This is a genomic window from Pseudoalteromonas sp. SMS1, assembly GCF_021530565.1.
Taxonomy (GTDB): Bacteria; Pseudomonadota; Gammaproteobacteria; order Enterobacterales; family Alteromonadaceae; genus Pseudoalteromonas.
On record NZ_JAKGBI010000022.1, the window covers coordinates 81,814 to 99,597 of the forward strand.

Sequence of the window (17,784 nt, forward strand, 5' to 3'; positions counted from 1 at the left end):
CTGTATTTTGAAAAAGCTATTAATCTCGTCATTATGTGGCTTAGCCGCATTTTCGTCACTCTATCACTCTTATGCCCACGCCACGACTGCTCAGGTTGATCTGCAGAGCTATTTAGACGGGATTTCATTTGAGCAAAACGATACATCGACCAATGCACATAAGTTTAGGTTGTCGCTAGGGAACATCGAAGTTACCGAAATCAAAGAAGGGAAGAATACTGTCCAAGTTAAATTGCTCGATCTTAACGGTAAAAAGCATGCCGCTTGGCAATGTAACACCAATGTAGATTACTCTGAGGAAAAGCCCGGCAAGACAAGATTTTTAAGTTGTACGGGAGAAAATTCGCATCATGGTTACCAGTATATCGACATGGTACCCAGAGCTTACACAATGAACTTTTACCACAAGGACGTATTATTCCAGCGCTATGAATTTGCGCTGGAAAAAAGTCAGTTTGTAAAAGATAAAAAGGATCTCAAAGTTGCCAGCCTATGGGATGACTATGTATCGATTGGTGAAGCACAGCTCGATATTTGGCAGGAAAGTTCATTAGAATTGATCAAACCAGCCCCGAATACATTAGATAGTGCTGCTGGTGGTACGAGCTTAACCTTCCACCTTATTTACGGTGAAAATGTGATTGGTGAAGGTCGAGGGTCAATGAGTACATACCCAGGTCGACTCAAGTTCACTCGAGTTTCATTTACCAAGCCACATGACGAACGGGGAGAGCGTTTAGCTATTACGAAACTAGCAGACGGCGACTATCATGTTATCGCCTATAAAGAGGAAAGTGTTCCTGTAGAGTCTTATACTTTTGAAGTAAAAAATGGAAAAGTGGTTAAAACAGGTCTTCAGTTGAGTAATGGGGCCAATGGTATTTATAGTGATACAGGCAAAAATTGGTTTTTAAAGAGTACTGATAATTTAGACAAGCTAGCGAAGAGTGCTGTTTATCCTGAAGATCCTAAAGAGATCCTTAAAAGAGAGCAAGAAAAACAGCGCCTTGCAGCAGAGGCCAAACAGAAGGCTGAAAGGGAGCAAAGAGCGAAAGAGGCCGCAGAGCGCAAAGAGCAGCAACGAATCGCAAGAGAAGAAGCGATAGCCAAGCGAGAGCAAGCAAAGCTCGAAGCAAAGCAAAAACAAGCGCAGGCGCGTTTGGAGCGGGAGCAAAGAGAAGCACAACAAAAGGCCGACAGGGAAGCACAGCAAGCGAAAGCGCGTGAAGTAAGACTTGAAGCGCAAGCTAAAATTCAAGCAGAGCATGAAAATGCTTTGAAAGAAGTCGCATTGCAGGCGAACTCAGGGAGTATGGGTTTTAGTTTGAATCAATTGTTACTTGCATTGGCGTTGATGTCATCAGGCTTACTGATAGCAAAAAGTCGAGTATTGGCGAAAGTGCCTCAAATAGGTCAAGCCATTGCAACAATAGAAGGCAAATCTGTCTATGTTGGATACGCGGTGTTCGGGCTCGGGCTATTCGGCTTTTTCTCTGATTTAATCTCATTATCACCCATTATTGGCAGTGGTCTAGCGCAAGCAGCAGCGCTTGCGAGCGGTGTATTACTACTTAGAGATGAGTCCAAACTAAATCAAGTTGGCGTATTTGTTAAGGTGAAAGAGGTTGTGTCACCATACGAAGAGCAGGTCGGTTTAACTGCAATCGCCCTTGGTATTTTACATCTAGTACTTGGGGGCTTACCGCTTATTTAAGGCCGAGCATCGAAATACCTCTCTTAGACGCAAAAAGGCTACGCATCGTTGGGTGTGTGGCCTTTTTATTAGAGAAAATTGGAATGCACCTTAAAGCGGTAAAAGTGCAAGCGTATTTTTCTACATTATCACACTGTATTTAGATTTATATCTGGTCTGTATTTAAAATAAAGAGATGACATTATGTAAGTTTTCATACAATTAATTTGTTCTGTTCAACAAGCCAAAACTATGAATTTTTCGTTTAAGGGACTATAAAGAGTGGTAGCCCCAGCTTTGGACGGTCTAGGTTGTACCATGCTCAATCCAAATTCAATCAGTAAAATATGCTTGATATTACTCTGCCATCTCTTTGTTGCTGAAATAGGTGTTGGTAAAACGAGTGATGATGTCGAAATCATGCTTCAGCAAATCGAAAATAGTAAAGGCACCGAAAAAGTTGATGCGATAATCGATTTTGTGAAAGCACATTATCACTTTAATACAGCGTCTTCGATAGCGTATGGTGAAGTTGGACTAGGGCTTCTGGCCTCCAATGCGACCGATAAGCAGTCTTCTGAATTACACAGTCAATTGGCAAAAGCATACTTGGCAAATGGTGATATTCCACGCGCCGATGAACTCATTAAGATTGCGCTATCCATTGCACAGCGCAGCAATAATGCGCAGCAGTTGCTGTTAGCGCAGTTGGTGAGCGCAGGGATTGAGTTGAAGAAAAAAAATATTCCGGCAGCGCAAACATTGACACAGGCTGCGATTACTTTAGCAACAGAAATAAACCACGAACTTCACCTTGCAAGTGCTTATCGGATCTCTGGCACGCTAAATGTTAAAACCAAAGATTATGAAACGGCATTATCAGATTATTTATACAGCTTAGACATCTATAAAAAGCTCAACAATCAATCTGGCGTTGCGTCGTTGAATCAGCGCTTAGCATCCTTGTACAGAACCATGAATTTGTACGAGAAAGTGCTGTTCCATCAAAATCAAGCGATTGATATATCTTTGAGTATGAATAATGAGACCAATCTTGCGATTTATTACAGCAATATGGGGACCTATCTTGAGGAGGTATCAGACTATCCACGTTCAATAGAAATGCATAAAAAGTCATTGGCTTTGAAAGAAAAATTAGACTACAAATTGGGCGTTATTCACTCTTACAATCGGCTTGGCAGCGTCTATCGGTTAGCTGGGGATTATGAGAATGCCGAGGCAGTACTGTTAAAAGCGTTGGCACTTAAAAAGACGTTAGATCGATCTGACCCAAATGTTTCAACGTTTTTAGATTTAGGGCGGCTATACATTAAAACGGGTAAGCTTGAATTGGCACAGGACTATCTGGAACGAAGTATTCCTCTTTATTTGGGGTCACCATGGGAAGATAGGATCGCCGAGATCCATCATGCATTTGCTGCTTTGCATTTACAACGTAATCAGCCAAAGTTGGCAATTCAGTCATACAAATCTGCAATAAATATTGCTAAGAAACATGGTAGAGAGGCATTTTTGATTGACTATTATTCTGAGCTGTCAGAAGTATTGGAAGCGCAGGGAGATGTGAACCAAGCGTTGGCCTATTTAAAAGCACATAATACATTGAAATCTCAATGGGACTCTATCAATAACCAATATTTGATTCGGGCATTAGCGATTGAATTTGGCGTAACTGAAAAAAGGCGAGAGATCGACGATCTGATTCAACAAAATCAAATTAAAGACCTTGAAATAAAACAGCAGGCTAGTCGGCAGCAATTCATTTTTATTAGTTTGTTATTGACCTTTTTTATATTCTCATTTGTTTATTTTTGGCGAAGTAAAAACCAACAACTAAAAGTGGAACAAGCTGCACTGAAACAAGTAAGTGAAGCGAAAGAGCGTCTTACTTTCGCTTTGTGGGGGAGTGGAGATGAGCTTTGGGATTGGGATCTTGAGACCGGTGTTATTACTAGAGACAATCAAGCCAGTGACTTACGTCTGCCAAATAACGCAATCGGTAAGGATTTAGAAAAGATAAAGCAGGTTGTTCATCCTGATGATTTCGCAAATCTACAAACACGTTTTTCACAGCATTTAGAAGGTGAAAGTGATTACTACGAGGTAAGTTATCGCGTTTTGACGCAAACTGGGGATTGGTTGTGGGTGTTGGATAGAGGCAAAGTGACTGCATTCAGCGAGCTGGGTAAGCCTCAACGCATCAGCGGTACAATCAAGGATATCTCTCAAATTAAAGCCTCTGAGTTTGCACTGGCTGAACTCAATGCGACGCTGGAACAACGTGTTGAAGAAAGGACAGTGAGCCTGCAGCAATCGAGAGATGAATTAGCTGCGACATTAGAAGAGTTAACCTCCACACAGACGTCATTGTTGGAAGCGCAAAAAATGGCTTCGCTAGGGCGACTTGTCACTGGGGTATCCCATGAGTTAAATACCCCATTGGGAAACTCAGTCACAGCGAGCTCGGTGCTATTAGAAGAGATAACAGGGCTTAAAAATAAATTGGAGGCCAGCAAGCTCACACTCAGTGATACAAAAAACTTCATTGCGGTCTCCTTGTCCGGTACGGCGCTTATTGAGCGCAATTTAGAACGCGCAGCTCAGCTTGTAAAGCGGTTTAAGCATGCATCCGTGCATGAGTATGTGGGTGATGAAACGGTGCTTAGGTTAGGTGATTTTATTCATGCTTCGATTGCGTTTCATGCCAAAGACAATGCGCAAAATATCAAGGTAAATTGCGCGCAGACTGTGCAAATAAAATGTGACGCTCAAGCATTGGGAAAGGTTTTCGAAGACTTGTGTAAGAACTCACTACAACATGGGTTTAAAAACCAAAAAGGTCAAATTACAGTGGATGTGTTAGTTGACGCTGATGGCTTAAAGATCAATTACAGTGACAATGGTGTTGGCATGGAATTAGATGCACAACCGCATATTTTTGAGCCGTTTTTTACAACCGCTAGGAGTGAGGGAAATGTCGGGCTAGGGTTGTATATGGTGTTTAATCTCGTGAATTTTGTGCTAGGTGGGCAGATTACGTACACAGATAAACAAGTTCAGGGAGTTGCGTTCATTATCACACTTGGGCCACACATTGTCGTGACCGCTTAAATTCAGGATTCCAAGTTAAAAGCAGCTCACAATACGACAGTTGCAATTGCATTTATCCATGCAACTAATTGGTGTAAAAATCGAGAGCGCATTGAAAATGTTAAAGTAACTGAATGCGCTGCAATTTTGTGCGAGCAAAAGAAAATCCCTTTCTAACGCGCCAACATCGTAGGTATATTAAGGAGAAAAAAGCACCGATATTCGGTGCTTTGAGTGAGAATAAGGATGAAACTGTGGGGACTTATTGTCTACATTGACTACTATCGAAGTCGACAATAATACTTGTGTCTTTGGCATCCCCTGTCACTTTTAGGTAAGACCAATACTGATTACCTGCGGGTATCGTAATACACGCGGTTTGTGTGCCAGAGTTTGATTCTGCATCCTTGTCGTTGTCACTGGGCCAGCCTCCATTTTTATATAAAATATGTAGGTTACTTTGACCGTGGGCAGTGGTAATGGCGATGTTTTGAGCAGAAGTCACATCACCAATGCTTAACCAAAGCGTACCGTTGCCACCAAGACAGGCGGCTTTGCCAGCTTCAAGACGACCACCTGAAATTGGGGTCTCTGTGGCACATGCATTGGGTACTTGCTTACTTGTGTCACTCGGTTTGATAACGACGGTATAATCCTCAACCTCACCGTCACCAATGTTGCCACAAGCGGATGTGGGCGCTTCATTGTATTTCATCGCAATACGCATACGGACTGATTTTCCAGTCATACCGGAAGGTACAGTGACTGAGCCAGTCACAGCGCCTTTGCCTGATACACCGCGCATCACTTGCTCTGATTGCTCAAACTGACCATTTTCATTAAAGTCTATCCATGCCACCCAGTGTTCAGTGTAATTACCACCTGGCGTTAGCGTGAATAGATTCTCACCTTCATTAAGGGTAATTTCCCGAGACGTGAAATCGCTGTAGCCATTTGCCTGTGAAGGGTTAGTGAAAGACCCCATTTGTACGTTAGCAATCCACTCATACCTTGTGTTGCCGCTTGCCTCACAATAAGTTATGCCGGTGACATCAACACTTGCCTGTGTTGTATGCGTCAAGCCTTCATTATCGGTCACTGTTAGAGAAGCAGTATAGTCACCAACCTCACTATATGTGTGAGATGGATTTGCAGCGGAGCTGGTTTGTCCATCGCCGAATAGCCACTGATAGCGCACAATACTACCGTCTGGATCGGTGGAGTTAGCACTACTAAAGTTGACTGCTTGTCCTATTAACCCTGTATAAGGGCCGTTAGCATTTGCAATGGGCGCTTGATTCTGGGATTTGACCTGTGCGGTTGCAATGTCGCTTGCGGTATTCCCGTCATTATCAGTGATCGTTAATTTTACGGTATAGGTATCGGCTTGTTGATAAGCATGAAGAGGGTTCGCTTCTGTCGATGTGTTGCCATCACCAAAGTCCCAGGCGTAATGGCTAATACTCCCATTACTGTCGAATGAGCCTGCACTGCTAAATTGAATATTTTGGCCAATTAAACCACTGTAAGGCCCGTTTGCTTGGGCAACGGGTAGTTCAGAATGCGTTGATCTTTCGTAGTAAACAACAAGTGAGGCATCGCTGTATTCTAGGAAAGGGTCTACGAGTAGGTTGAGTGTGCCACCCCCTGCGGAAAACTCGCAATATTCGCTGAGTCTTGGTGCACTAAAAGGTCCACACTCAAAGCTGTCAGTTGTGGGGATCTTGTTCATGCTTGCATAAAGGTCTGGGTCGCCCTGGTAACCGCCAGGAATAACTGCGACTGTCCTTATTGCATCAGCGGGAATGTCAAACTGATAGGTCTTTGGCTCAGCGCCTTTGGCTGAGTTTAGGCCTTTAACTTCTGTTAAAAAGACACGTTCACAATCTTGACAAAGTGTGTTGTCAGTACCTGCAATGATACTGAGTGTGGCATTTGAGTAGGCGCTAAATGCATCAATTGTTGTATGATATGTTTCGCTACTAGAGGGGGCCGAAAGCGTGACTAGTTCTGGTGAACCAGCGCTTCTAAACGAAATAAAATCAGCATCCCATGTGTCACCATTTTTAACGGGTGCTTTACCTTTTGAGACATACATATCCGGGTCTTCGTCATATCCATCAAGGTAAAAAGCAACCGCTTGCGTCCCTTCTGGTACAGATATTTCAAAATTATCAGTTTCACCTTTTTGCGCAGCTAGGCCTCTAAATGCTTGTACAACGGTGCCTTTTGGTGGAACTACTGCGCCGGATGTGCCATCCCAAGGGTGATCCGCATCACTGGTATACGCCTCCAATCCGGTTGCGATAAGGTTCGCATTGGACCAAATTGTTGCGCGAGCAGGGCCATGAAGTGCGGCTGTCATACGATCTACTTGGTCCTGAGTAAACATGGCGTAGTTGTCTGAGTAGTGCATAAAATTTTCTGTATTGGTTGGCTGACCAAGGCAGTTTTTCGCGTTGTCTTGTAAAATGCTGCTACTCATTTGTGGTGTATCGCATGAACCATCACCAGTGGCATTACAAAATGCTTCAGAGTGCACTGTACAGCTACCGTCAAAAGTGTGTGGTAGGTTGAGCCAGTGGCCAAATTCATGGGTCAAAACAGAACGAAAGTTTTCGTTGGTATTCGCACCGATGTAATCTCCATTGTAAACTACTCGAGAAAGCCCCTGTTGCGACATGCTAAGTTGAGGGTACCAAGCGACACCAGAGTTATTTGTCGAGCCATCGTTATAGAGATCATGCTGAACGTATATATTCATATACTTGAAGTTGTCCCAAGCATCGGCAGCAATTTGCTCGTCCATCCCGCTGCCATTTCCATATCCTGCTTTGTCAGGGTAACGAACAATTCCATTGGTAGGCTGGCCATTTGGATCTTTCTTAGCGAGGACGAATTCGATATTTAAATTCTGCCTAATGGCTTGGAATTCTGGTGCAATAGGGCCATCATCTGTGATCAAACCTAAGAAGTCTTGGTTAGACTTGTTAAGTCCATCAATGATTTTTTGCTCGGTTAAACAGTATGTACCCGTTTCACAGTTATACCTGTCACCGTAAACGTGTACAACCACTGGTATATAATATCTGCCAGCGACACCATTTCCATTCTCAGCAGCAGGGTCATCTTGGGTTGCAAGCGATGACATGATTTGCGATGCGAAACTAGAACTTATGTTGGCCTGACGGACATTTTCTTTTTGTATGGCTGACCAACTTTGGTGGTTGTGATCGGTACCACAAATTTGTCCAGAGTGAGTGTGACTTGCCTGAGCAGAAATACTCGATGAACTATTCGTTAGCTGCAATGGGGTCTTTGCAGTGGCGCCAGCAAAGGATGTTGTTGCAGTCGCAGAGAGTACTGCTGCGGTTACGACGTTGAGCGCTTTTCTATTTGGTGACCAAAATGGCACTTTATTAGAAAAATACATGTTGTTCTCCTGTAGTTTTATTTTGTTAACAACCAGTGCTCGTTTCGGAGCGACTTGTACATCAGTCAACAAACGGCATCATTGCCTATACCTCTCGATTGTGTTTGGTTTTTTTATTAATTTTCATCGCTTTATTCAGCGTTTTTAATTTGCTCAAGGTATGGAGTGCTTCACCTGAGCACTTTTAACTTACCGTAATGAAAATTAATTGTATACAATATAATGTATGTTTTTGCATTTTTGTTGCTTTTGGGTTGATGCCTAGATCGTGTAAAAAATATAAATAATACATACAATACAAGTGGTTGAACTTTGTTCTTATGAGGGGCGAGGCAATAAAAAATAGTGCCATGATTGTCGCTTTTGACTGCCTGTTTATAGTAAGTTTGTCACGAAGGTTGGACAGGGTTGTATATTAAACTTTTGAAAAGTGTGACATACTTAGAAGCAGAATCTCAAAGATATTTATGCATGTTCAATCCAAATCTGCCCCTTGTATACCATCCAAATTACTCTTTTAGCTTTGACCCGAAACACCGTTTTGTTGTCAGTAAATTTGCTAGGCTCAAACAATATTTAGAAGCTCAAGGAATTGTAAAAAGTAACTTATATCAAGGGCCTGAAGGGCATTACAGCGATTTGGAATTAGTACATTGCGACCAATATGTACGTGACTTATATCATAATAAATTGTGTGAAAAAGCCATGAGACGAATAGGGTTGCCTTGGTCAGAGCAATTGATGGCGCGAACATTTACAGCACCTTTGGGCACTTATTTAACCGCAAAATTAGCATTGCAATACGGTATCGCTTGTCATTTAGCGGGTGGCACTCATCACGCGCATTTTGACTTTGGTTCTGGTTACTGCATGGTGAACGACCTTGCTTATACCGCGACGAGGTTAATCAACGAGCGCAAAGTTCATAATGTCCTGGTGTTCGACTGTGATGTACATCAAGGGGATGGAACTGCCGCCATGCTTGCGCATCACCCTTTTGTATTCACCTGCTCTATTCACTGTGAGAAGAACTTCCCGTTTAGAAAGCAGTCTAGTGATTTAGATATCGGGTTACCCGTGGGGACAGACGATAAAACGTATTTGTCATTGGTTGAATCAACACTGCTTGATTTAATTGAACAACTTAACCCAGACTTGGTTTTGTACGACGCGGGGGTTGATGTGTGGCAAGAGGACACCCTGGGTAAGCTAGATATCACATGGCAAGGTCTTGAAAACAGGGATCGTGCCGTGCTTTCAATCTGTGCCAGAAAAGGGGTACCCGTGGCCACAGTAATTGGTGGCGGCTATGACAAAGATCATGAACGCTTAGCGAAGCGGCATGCCATTGTTGTGGAGCAGGCCGCTAAGTTGTAGCTATGACCTTGCTCCACATCCGAATAATCCACTCAACTGACAAATAAGGGCAGGTTAAATGCGTCAAAGTTCCTTAAATTAGGAAATAGATCATATATGTCAGACTCTGGAAGTCCAAACCACTTGGCAATCGGGGCAAAATATTGCTCGTTAGCATGCTGAGGGATAAGTCGTCCTCCGCCGACATCAAGTGGTCCCCCCACTTTTTGGTCCAGCATCGTTCCATGCACATCTTGACCATTCACTGCACCACCCATTAGCAGCTGATTGCCCGCCCAGCCGTGATCGGTGCCGTCTCCATTGGAGGTAAGCGTTCGACCAAAATCCGACATGGTGAAAGTTGTGACATTATTTTGCAAAGACAGCTCGTTGACTGCACTTTGAAATTCAGACAAGGCGGTGGCTAAAGTAGAGAGTAATGCTGGTTGCCTGTTCAACTGCTCATCATGGGTATCAAAACCACCGAGCGAGACAAAGAAAATTTGTCGCTGGGAGCTCGTTTGCGCTTGAATACTCAAAGATTTCGCAACTGCAGCGAGTTGTTGAGACAGATCATTCTCACTAAATTGGGTGGTGAGAATAGGTGCTTGCTCTAGCAACTCATTCATATTCTGGACATTACTAATAGATCGCCCTAAGCGGTTTGCATAAGCATCTTGTATTGGGCTCTGGGTATCTGTAAGTAATAGGCGGTCAATGATGCTTTTTATATGGTCCACCTGAGGTTGATGCCCCGAGAGCGGATTGATTTTCATAACGCCAGAGCGGTTCAGTGCATAAGGAGATGTATTGACGCCAGTTTGCCAAGGATTGGATCCGGCAAGAGAGATATTGCTCGTGAATGCACTATGCTGGTTAAGTCGCTCTAGCATTCTTGCACCCCAACCCGTATTCAAAGATATTTTTTCTTGCCCGTGCATCCAAGTAGCCTGCTGGTCGTTGTGAGAAAACAAATGACCGGGCAAATTGACACTTTTGTTTTGATAGTCTGTGAGTGTTGTCGGCGCGATCAATGTACCCACTCCTCCCACAAACGCCAGTTGCCCCGAGTCGAATAACGAGGTAAGGCTACTCATACTTGGGTGTAAGCCGACTCCACCTTCAAACTGTGTTTGCGTGTTTAGGCTGATTGCGTCTGTAACCACAAGGTTTTGTCGACTTTGCTCGTAGTTAACTCGGTATTGTCCAGAAGTTGGCACGAGCATGTTTAAAGAGTCACTCCCACCGTGCAAAAAAATGCAAACAAGCGCTTTGTAATCATTTAAGCTTGAACTGTTTAAAGTGTTGCTTAGTGCATGTAGCTGTAAACTCGTTAATGCTGCAACCGATGCGCCACCTTTTAAACAAAGTGACAAGAACGCCCTTCTTGATTTGTCATTGTAGGTTGTCATGGTACAGCTCCTAGTTTTGATAATTAAAATCGGGTGACAAAGACACCATATAAAGTAGCTGAGATACTCTGTCAGCTGCAGAACGATTTATAAAATAGCTGTCCAAATCGACCAATGCATTTCGCGTGGTATCTGACATGCTCCCCGCGTAGTAGACGACGTTAAAATAGTCTAACAGAGCCTGCAACCCTTCGTTAGAAAGCAGGTTGATCTGGGTTTCACCATACAAGTAGATAGTGTTTGGATTAAGAGAATTTTTACGTTCAGCCATTCGCCATATAAGGTCGCTGTAGTGGCTGTTCGTCGTAGAAATCATATTTGAATCCGTAGCAATTTGCAGTTCTGGCGCAACTAAATTCTCATTCAGTAACTCGCTGGGTTTGTGATCTGGCCTAAAGAAATTAAATACCGACGGAGAAAGTAAAGGACCCTGCCCATAGGTGGTGTGTAAATTCCAAGTATAATAACGGTTGACTTGAGAAGCGGCATTTAAGGTACGCCAAAAATGCAGCTTAGTGAGCAAAGGCTCCTTTATTTTTCCTGAGTGTTCAAATACGCTGGAGTATTTACGCGCTTCGTCATCTAACAGTATGGCCTTAACGACCGCAGCGAGATCACCACGCACCCCTTCTCCATTGTCGTTGAATACAGTCGCGATTCTTTCAACATAGGCCGGCGTGGGGTTAGATTTAACTAACCGTTGTATCAATTGTTTACTAATAAAAGGCCCTACATTGGCATGCAGAAATAAATTATCGAGGGCTAACTGCATCGATGCTTCCGCCCCCGTGCCGGCAGGAATGATTTCATCGTTTAAAAGGTGCTTTTCTTGTTCAGAATGGTATTGAGCAAACGGTTGCATGGGAAAGGTATAATTTTTACTGGGGCGATTCCAGCGGGCTGAGTAGGCGAATGTCCAGCCAGTAAATACTTTGGCAAATCCCCCAATTTCTGTTTGAGTATAGGTAGGAATAGCATTTCCATTGTTATCTAGTTTTTTAGTACCATCCAAGTTTAGTTCATCTAGACCGATGGTGAACAATTGCATAACTTCTCGAGCGTAATTCTCGTCTGGCCTGATATTTTTTTCTAAATCTGCTTTTTCATTTCCAAGGTGACTCAAATAGACGCCCATCGCAGGAGACAAAGTAACAGATTCAAGTAGCGTACGGAAATTTCCAAATGCATTTTTAAGTAACATATCATAGTAATGGGTCATGCCTTCGGGTTCACCTCTTAAGGCGCTGTTGGCATCTGACACAACAAATATTTCACTTAAAGCAAAAGCAACACGTTGTCTGAGTTGGTCTGGTGCGCTAAGGCTGGCTTTCCACCATGCATCTATGCGATTTATATGGCTTGGTTGCTCTTTATTTGGATAATTCTCTAAAAACGGCATGTGATAAGTCGTTTGCAAAGCAAACTGCTCATCAATCCATTCCTCTTCGCTCTTACCCGTTGCGGCTTGGATCTCAGTGTAAGTTGGGCCCAAAGTACCTTGATGCAAGAGTGCTGCTGCCTGCAACTCACTCATTGCATTAATAGATTCGATGGTTGCTTCGGTATAGGTACTCAGCCCCTCAGTATTTGTCACCGTTAATGCAAATATCAAGTCATCTTGGTTAGGTGAGCTGGTGTCTGGCAATATGACTGTGAGACTTGGGGTATCGCTATTAACGAGCGTTGCTGGTGGTCCTGAGACTTGTGTCCATTCATAAGTCAATGTGCTACTGTCGCCAGTAATGACACTATCAATAACAATGGTTGTTCCTTTCCTAACAATACTGCCTGGTGTTTTCACATCCACAATAGGTGCGACACCGATGCTGTCTTGAGATCCCGACCCATCGTCGGAATTTCCGTTATCGGGTTGAACTGTGTTGTTGTCAGGTTGAGAGTCAGCGTCTGTGGAGTCAGGTACAGTGTTAGCACTGTTATTGGTTGGTGTGGCACTGTCACCCCCAGCACCCCCCCCGCATCCAGTTATGGCCAAAATCATAACTAATAGGGCAAACGTCTTCATTTTGATTTCCTCAATATAGCCTTACCCATTTATAGCATTTTAAGATAAATTAACAATGTTTTTTCATTAGTTTGTCGCTTTGAATTTGGTATTAAAGTACTGTTTTTTGATTTGGGAGTAAGTAAATTGTTGATGTAAGTTAAATTATTTTCAGTGAAATTTTACGTAGGTCATTGATGCTTCTAAACATGAGGCGTGATCAGTTTGTAATATGTGTGCTTCAGATTGGCTACAACTAAAGCTCTTAGCCTGAGTATGTGTTTTGACACTGAACAGCTTTTCGATCACGTTTTGTCGAGCATGGCTATACGCTGTGAAGATGCACAATGTTGACAAGTGGTGTGAGATCCGCAACACACTATGCTGCAATTAAAGCATTATAGCGATAAACCTTTTTGATCGTAGTTCCTGCTACATCGTTAGAGTACTTTGTTAAGCGGTTTTATACAGAGAAGCTTCCGTACTATTATAAAAACGTCAATTTCATGGTAATTCCTTGACTAAGCTTTTCATTATTTTTTGCCATCAAGTTGCAGGCTAAAGTCTATATTTGACTACTCTATATATGGTTAATTTAATATTCACCAATTTTTTGCTTGTCAGAGTAGGATTTTAGTCCTGTTTTTTGCAATTTATAAATGCGTTTTATTTTATGTTTCATTGGGTTGTGGAAACTGAGATTTAAATTTTTTGCATGAAGTTATTTATATTACCGTTTTGTGGCTAAGTGTTGTTTCTTATTACTATAAGTTATTTGAAGTTTTTTATATTGTGTATATATTTTTAATTGTCCCTAATCAAGGTGACAAAATTTAAACTGACAAAGTTTATAAATTTTTAGAAGGAAACTATTATGAAAACGATAAAAAATAAAGTTCTTAAATCATTCGGTATTCGTGCTAAAAAAGCACAAAAAGGCAAATACTACATTTGGCCATATTACAGCAACGTTTAGTCCTAGACGTTGAGGCTGCATGCGTTGCAGCCTTTAAAACTATACCTAAAAAAACAATTAGAATAGGTAAAGTACAAGCGATGATGATCCCTAAAGAACGCGCTGAAATTACAGCGATGCGGCAAGACTGCAGTCACGGGAAAGAAGACTATCAAATAGATGAAAATACATTTGCACTGTTCAGCCCCGAAAGTGCTAAGCTGTCAAATAAACTCAACTTTTTAGACCTAACCTTACCTGACTCTCTATATAAAACCGAAGATGATCCAAATAATAAACTGACGTGGCAAGCAATCAGAGCTGCTTGGTTAAAAATACTAAAAGAACAAGATAATACCGGCTTTCTATTGAATTTAAAAAGTATAATGAAATCTCAAGTGTTTTATGAGGATGGTTTTGAATCAGATATTAATATGCAGATCCATCGTATGATTTCATTTTCTCTACTTCGGGTTATGATTTGTGATTTAAGCGATAAAGAGTATAAATATTTACAACAGCATATTTTAAATCAGTTAGATAATCTCGTGTTATTAAAGCAACAAAGTGCGCTGGGCAAAGTACAGGCACTATGGCGCAATTTACGTGCCGCACACGTCATAAAAAAAGCCATAAAGCGAAGATTACAAAGCTCACCAGACTATCATGATCTACTACAACCTGTGGTTGATATGTACTCAAAATTGGGAATGGATCGAGCTTTAGATGCAATGATGACTGTCGTAACGGCAATTACTGGTCCGCCTGGTGGAGTTGCTGTATGTATGATCGCCAAGCTACTGCAATCACCTGATTGGCAGCGTAAAATTATCGCAGAGCTAGATGATTTAAAGCCGGGTGAACTACCGAAGTTGCCCTTCAAATCGATGCCTGTTTTACATGGTTTTATTAAAGAAAGCTTGAGGATGTGGAGTGTGCCTATTGTATTTAGGGAGGCACGGTGCCCATTTAGTGTTGGCAAGTTTAAAATTAGTGAAGGCGATACTGTTTTTAATAGTATGTATTTTTTACATCGCAATGAACAGTATTGGCAATCTCCCCATGAGTTTGATCCGTTACGTTGGCAGCGAGATTCGGTGACGGCCAATGCATTTGTGCCTTTTGGTTGGAATCCAATGACCTGTATTGGTGCTCAGTTAGGAACAAATCAGTTTGCACTGTTAATTGTGCTTTTTCTCAAAGAACTTGAAGTAAAAGATATTGCATTAGACCGACTGAGCTATCAGAACTTAAACATTCCTTATGTAAGTGGGTTTAAAGGTAAGATAGTAAGGAAATCATAATGAAAGTAGCAGAAAGCGATTTTAAGTACTCGGACCCCTTTAAGGCTCTGGATGAGGTATTACAGCATTCGCCAGCAAGAATAGAGTTTGATGATGACCATTTGTACTTGACCGATTTCGAGTCTTCAAAAGATGTGATGACGAATGCGCACGGTGACTATCAAGCTCAGTCGGACTTCTTCAATGTGAAGGGAAACATGTTCGGCTCAAGGGCGACTCAAATAGCCATATCTAAAGAAGGGATATTAAATATCAGGCGTCATTATGATACAAACAAAGTCGCAATCATAAGTGAGTTTCAAAAGAGCTTGGAGCAGGGAGAGCGCTGGCCAGATTGTGCAAATAGGCTACTCTACGATGCATTTTACCCTGTGTTGGTTAACCATCGTCTTAGTCCTCAGCTTAAAAAGATACTAGATCAAGTTTTAATACATTCGGTATATAGTGGTAAAAAAGCAAACGGCATGAATTTCAGGCGTTTAATCCTAGGGTGGCGTACGCATAGGGCACTCAAAAAAGCATTTGCGACAAGAAAGGATAGTAAGGCGAGGGCACCTGAACAAAGAGATATCATAGATACTTTAATTGTTCATACCGACTGCAGTGCGCAACCACATGAACTAGCAACCCTATTTTTATCTTTTTTCTTTGCTATTAATAGCTCAGTCGCTTTTACACTGGCTTGGTCTCTGTACTTTTGTGCCAAAGACGGCGGTATTAAATACCCTACCAGTTGGATCGTGAAAGAAGCGCTTAGACTTTGGCCTGTCGCTTGGAATCTTGCACGATTCCCTAAACGAGATCATGAACTAGATGGGCATCAGGTAAAAGAAGATGACATTGTGAGTGTATGCCCATATGCACTTCACCGTCATCCACAAAATTGGTCAGCACCTGATACGTTTGATCCACAGCGGTGGCAATCTATTAAAGGCGATAGCGCACCCTTTATGCCGTTTGGTTGGGGGGAGCACAAATGTATTGCTGCGGCTTTTGCTGTTGGATTTTGTGCTGATTTGCTTGATTCGATAAAGGATCGCCAATTGCACTTTGAGTCTTTTGCGGATAGGCCATTTGCAGAAGCAGCAGTGGCGCCGCCAGCATTTAGCGTGAATTTCGTATCTTAAACTTTTTATACAGTAAATGGCGCTACTATATTGCGTGGCGTCATGAAGCAGCCTGTTTATGCAAAGGTTTGTTGGGGGGCCTGTTACAAAATGACTCAATTCAATATCTCAAGGTTACACACACGAGCTGGCACATTTAGATTATCTGGGGTGCTATCGTATGAGGCAAAAGGCCATGTAATTCAATATTCAAAAGTAGAGGCAATGGGAACGGATGGGTGGTGTGAACTGGATATCACTTCATTAGGTGTGCGCAAAGCCTTGGCTGAAATTCATACAGCGGTGATAGCGCACTTATCCACTCTCCCCTCCTGAAAGGGAGAATATAATACAGAAAACTTATTTTAAATACTATAAAATCAATTTTTGAGGTAATTTAACATGCTTTCCTCACACTTTTTTATTGATTCTCTATCCGGTATGTGCGTTGTTGAGAACAATATTATTTGTGTGAAAACTACCCGTCATAGTCAGTGCAGCTATTTTATTGTCGACTTCTTTAACTTTAATAATTTATTTTTAATACCAGTGGTAAATTCAATTTTTTACGGCCTGAAGATGGTTTTCATAAATTGCTTTATTAGGTTGTTGATTTTGGGTTTTTCCTTTTATGGTTGTTAAAAATTTAGATTGGATACTATTTTTAATTAGTGAATTTTCATTGGTTTTATTACTTTGTTTTTCTTTTTCGAACAATTCACCTGGTTATTTAAAGTGTGACTGCCATTGTTTTTTATGTTTGGTGCATGACTGCAGTGTAAAAATCACCCACCTGCTAAGTTCGACAATGACGTATATGAGTTTGTAAGCAGCATTGAAATAAATCGCTTTTTTACGTTTTTAGGTGCGGTTGGCTTTTATTCATTGCACTGTTTAGCGGTGAGTTTGTTTGGATAAGCAATAAGGTATATAAGGTTGTAGAGTGTACAGAATACAATCACAATTTCCCTCACTTTTAGTGGAGTTTGTTGTTTCAATTTAAAAATATGCATTGCATTAAGATTTTTATATCGCTAATACATGATTTTGATTTTTAGTTCAATTTTTAGCATGGCGATCTTTGCATCTTTTTTCGTTTTAAATCCGGCTTTGTTCTAATGTTAGTCATTTTAATCGTGATTTTATGAAAAACTTTGTATTTTTGTATGGTTTTTGAGCGGTTAACTTTTTTAAATTAAATTTTTTATATTTTTAGTTTTTAATTAAACTTTTTTTAAAAATTCAGGAAGAGGTAATTAGTGAAATAATTCAAGTAAAAAGGTTTTTGAATGAGTATTGTGTTTTCCTCAGAAGGACTCGGGCTATTTAACAGCACGTTAGCAGGCGGAACTGGCAAACAAATTGGCCAGTCTAACGAATCGGTGTTTGTGAATGCCGCAACGGGTAATTTA

At 41.6% G+C, this 17,784-nt stretch carries 9 protein-coding genes and 1 pseudogene; 6 read left to right on the forward strand and 4 right to left on the reverse strand.

Annotated features, from left to right (window positions below; translation table 11 throughout):
- Positions 1 to 7: 7 nt before the first annotated feature.
- Both L1286_RS20255 and L1286_RS20260 read left to right on the forward strand, forming a co-directional pair.
- Positions 8 to 1,714 carry a cell envelope integrity protein TolA gene (locus L1286_RS20255; protein WP_235408831.1) on the forward strand — a complete coding sequence of 569 codons (1,707 nt, stop codon included), beginning with the start codon at positions 8 to 10 and terminating at the stop codon, positions 1,712 to 1,714.
- A gap of 297 nt (positions 1,715 to 2,011) precedes the next feature.
- Positions 2,012 to 4,825, forward strand: a complete 2,814-nt coding sequence (locus L1286_RS20260; protein WP_235408832.1) for a tetratricopeptide repeat protein — start codon at positions 2,012 to 2,014, stop codon at positions 4,823 to 4,825.
- A 241-nt stretch (positions 4,826 to 5,066) separates the two neighbouring features.
- Here the strand turns inward: L1286_RS20260 and L1286_RS20265 are convergent, their stop codons facing one another.
- Positions 5,067 to 8,237, reverse strand: a complete 3,171-nt coding sequence (locus tag L1286_RS20265) for a M43 family zinc metalloprotease (RefSeq protein WP_235408833.1) — start codon at positions 8,235 to 8,237, stop codon at positions 5,067 to 5,069.
- 471 nt (positions 8,238 to 8,708) lie between these two features.
- Here L1286_RS20265 and L1286_RS20270 point away from each other — a divergent pair, with 471 nt between their 5' ends.
- A complete protein-coding gene (locus L1286_RS20270; protein WP_235408834.1) occupies positions 8,709 to 9,614 on the forward strand; it encodes a histone deacetylase family protein in 906 nt (301 codons plus the stop codon).
- 32 nt (positions 9,615 to 9,646) lie between these two features.
- Here L1286_RS20270 and L1286_RS20275 read toward each other — a convergent pair whose 3' ends face one another.
- Together L1286_RS20275 and L1286_RS20280 are read right to left on the reverse strand one after the other, a co-directional pair.
- The gene (locus L1286_RS20275) at positions 9,647 to 11,005 is read right to left on the reverse strand and encodes a DUF1501 domain-containing protein (RefSeq protein ID WP_235408835.1); all 1,359 of its coding nucleotides are present in this window, start codon (positions 11,003 to 11,005) and stop codon (positions 9,647 to 9,649) included.
- 10 nt (positions 11,006 to 11,015) lie between these two features.
- Entirely contained in the window at positions 11,016 to 13,028 is a 2,013-nt protein-coding gene (locus tag L1286_RS20280) for a DUF1800 domain-containing protein (RefSeq protein WP_235408836.1), read from the reverse strand.
- Positions 13,029 to 13,958: 930 nt separating this feature from the next.
- On the opposite strand from L1286_RS20280, the gene L1286_RS20285 reads away from it, so the two are divergent.
- The 3 genes from L1286_RS20285 to L1286_RS20295 all read left to right on the forward strand — a co-directional run bounded on the left by L1286_RS20285 (position 13,959) and on the right by L1286_RS20295 (position 16,708).
- Positions 13,959 to 15,266: a cytochrome P450 gene (locus L1286_RS20285; protein ID WP_235408837.1), complete on the forward strand. Its 1,308-nt coding sequence runs from the start codon at positions 13,959 to 13,961 to the stop codon at positions 15,264 to 15,266.
- On the forward strand, positions 15,266 to 16,393 hold the full coding sequence (locus L1286_RS20290) for a cytochrome P450 (RefSeq protein ID WP_235408838.1): 1,128 nt from the start codon (positions 15,266 to 15,268) through the stop codon (positions 16,391 to 16,393). Before L1286_RS20285 ends, L1286_RS20290 begins: the two co-directional genes overlap by 1 nt.
- Before the next feature lie 90 nt (positions 16,394 to 16,483).
- On the forward strand, positions 16,484 to 16,708 hold the full coding sequence (locus L1286_RS20295; protein ID WP_235408839.1) for a hypothetical protein: 225 nt from the start codon (positions 16,484 to 16,486) through the stop codon (positions 16,706 to 16,708).
- Positions 16,709 to 17,406: 698 nt separating this feature from the next.
- On the opposite strand, the pseudogene L1286_RS24325 reads toward L1286_RS20295, so the two are convergent.
- Positions 17,407 to 17,478: pseudogene (locus tag L1286_RS24325) on the reverse strand (Arm DNA-binding domain-containing protein); the annotation flags it as partial.
- Positions 17,479 to 17,784: the final 306 nt, after the last annotated feature.

Bases quoted from the DNA above. Each gene is read 5' to 3' on its own strand.
- L1286_RS20260 (WP_235408832.1), top strand. From the start codon at position 2,012: ATGCTCAATCCAAATTCAATCAGTAAAATATGCTTGATATTACTCTGC.
- L1286_RS20265 (WP_235408833.1), bottom strand. From the start codon at position 8,237: ATGTATTTTTCTAATAAAGTGCCATTTTGGTCACCAAATAGAAAAGCG.
- L1286_RS20270 (WP_235408834.1), top strand. From the start codon at position 8,709: ATGTTCAATCCAAATCTGCCCCTTGTATACCATCCAAATTACTCTTTT.
- L1286_RS20275 (WP_235408835.1), bottom strand. From the start codon at position 11,005: ATGACAACCTACAATGACAAATCAAGAAGGGCGTTCTTGTCACTTTGT.
- L1286_RS20280 (WP_235408836.1), bottom strand. From the start codon at position 13,028: ATGAAGACGTTTGCCCTATTAGTTATGATTTTGGCCATAACTGGATGC.
- L1286_RS20290 (WP_235408838.1), top strand. From the start codon at position 15,266: ATGAAAGTAGCAGAAAGCGATTTTAAGTACTCGGACCCCTTTAAGGCT.
- L1286_RS20295 (WP_235408839.1), top strand. From the start codon at position 16,484: ATGACTCAATTCAATATCTCAAGGTTACACACACGAGCTGGCACATTT.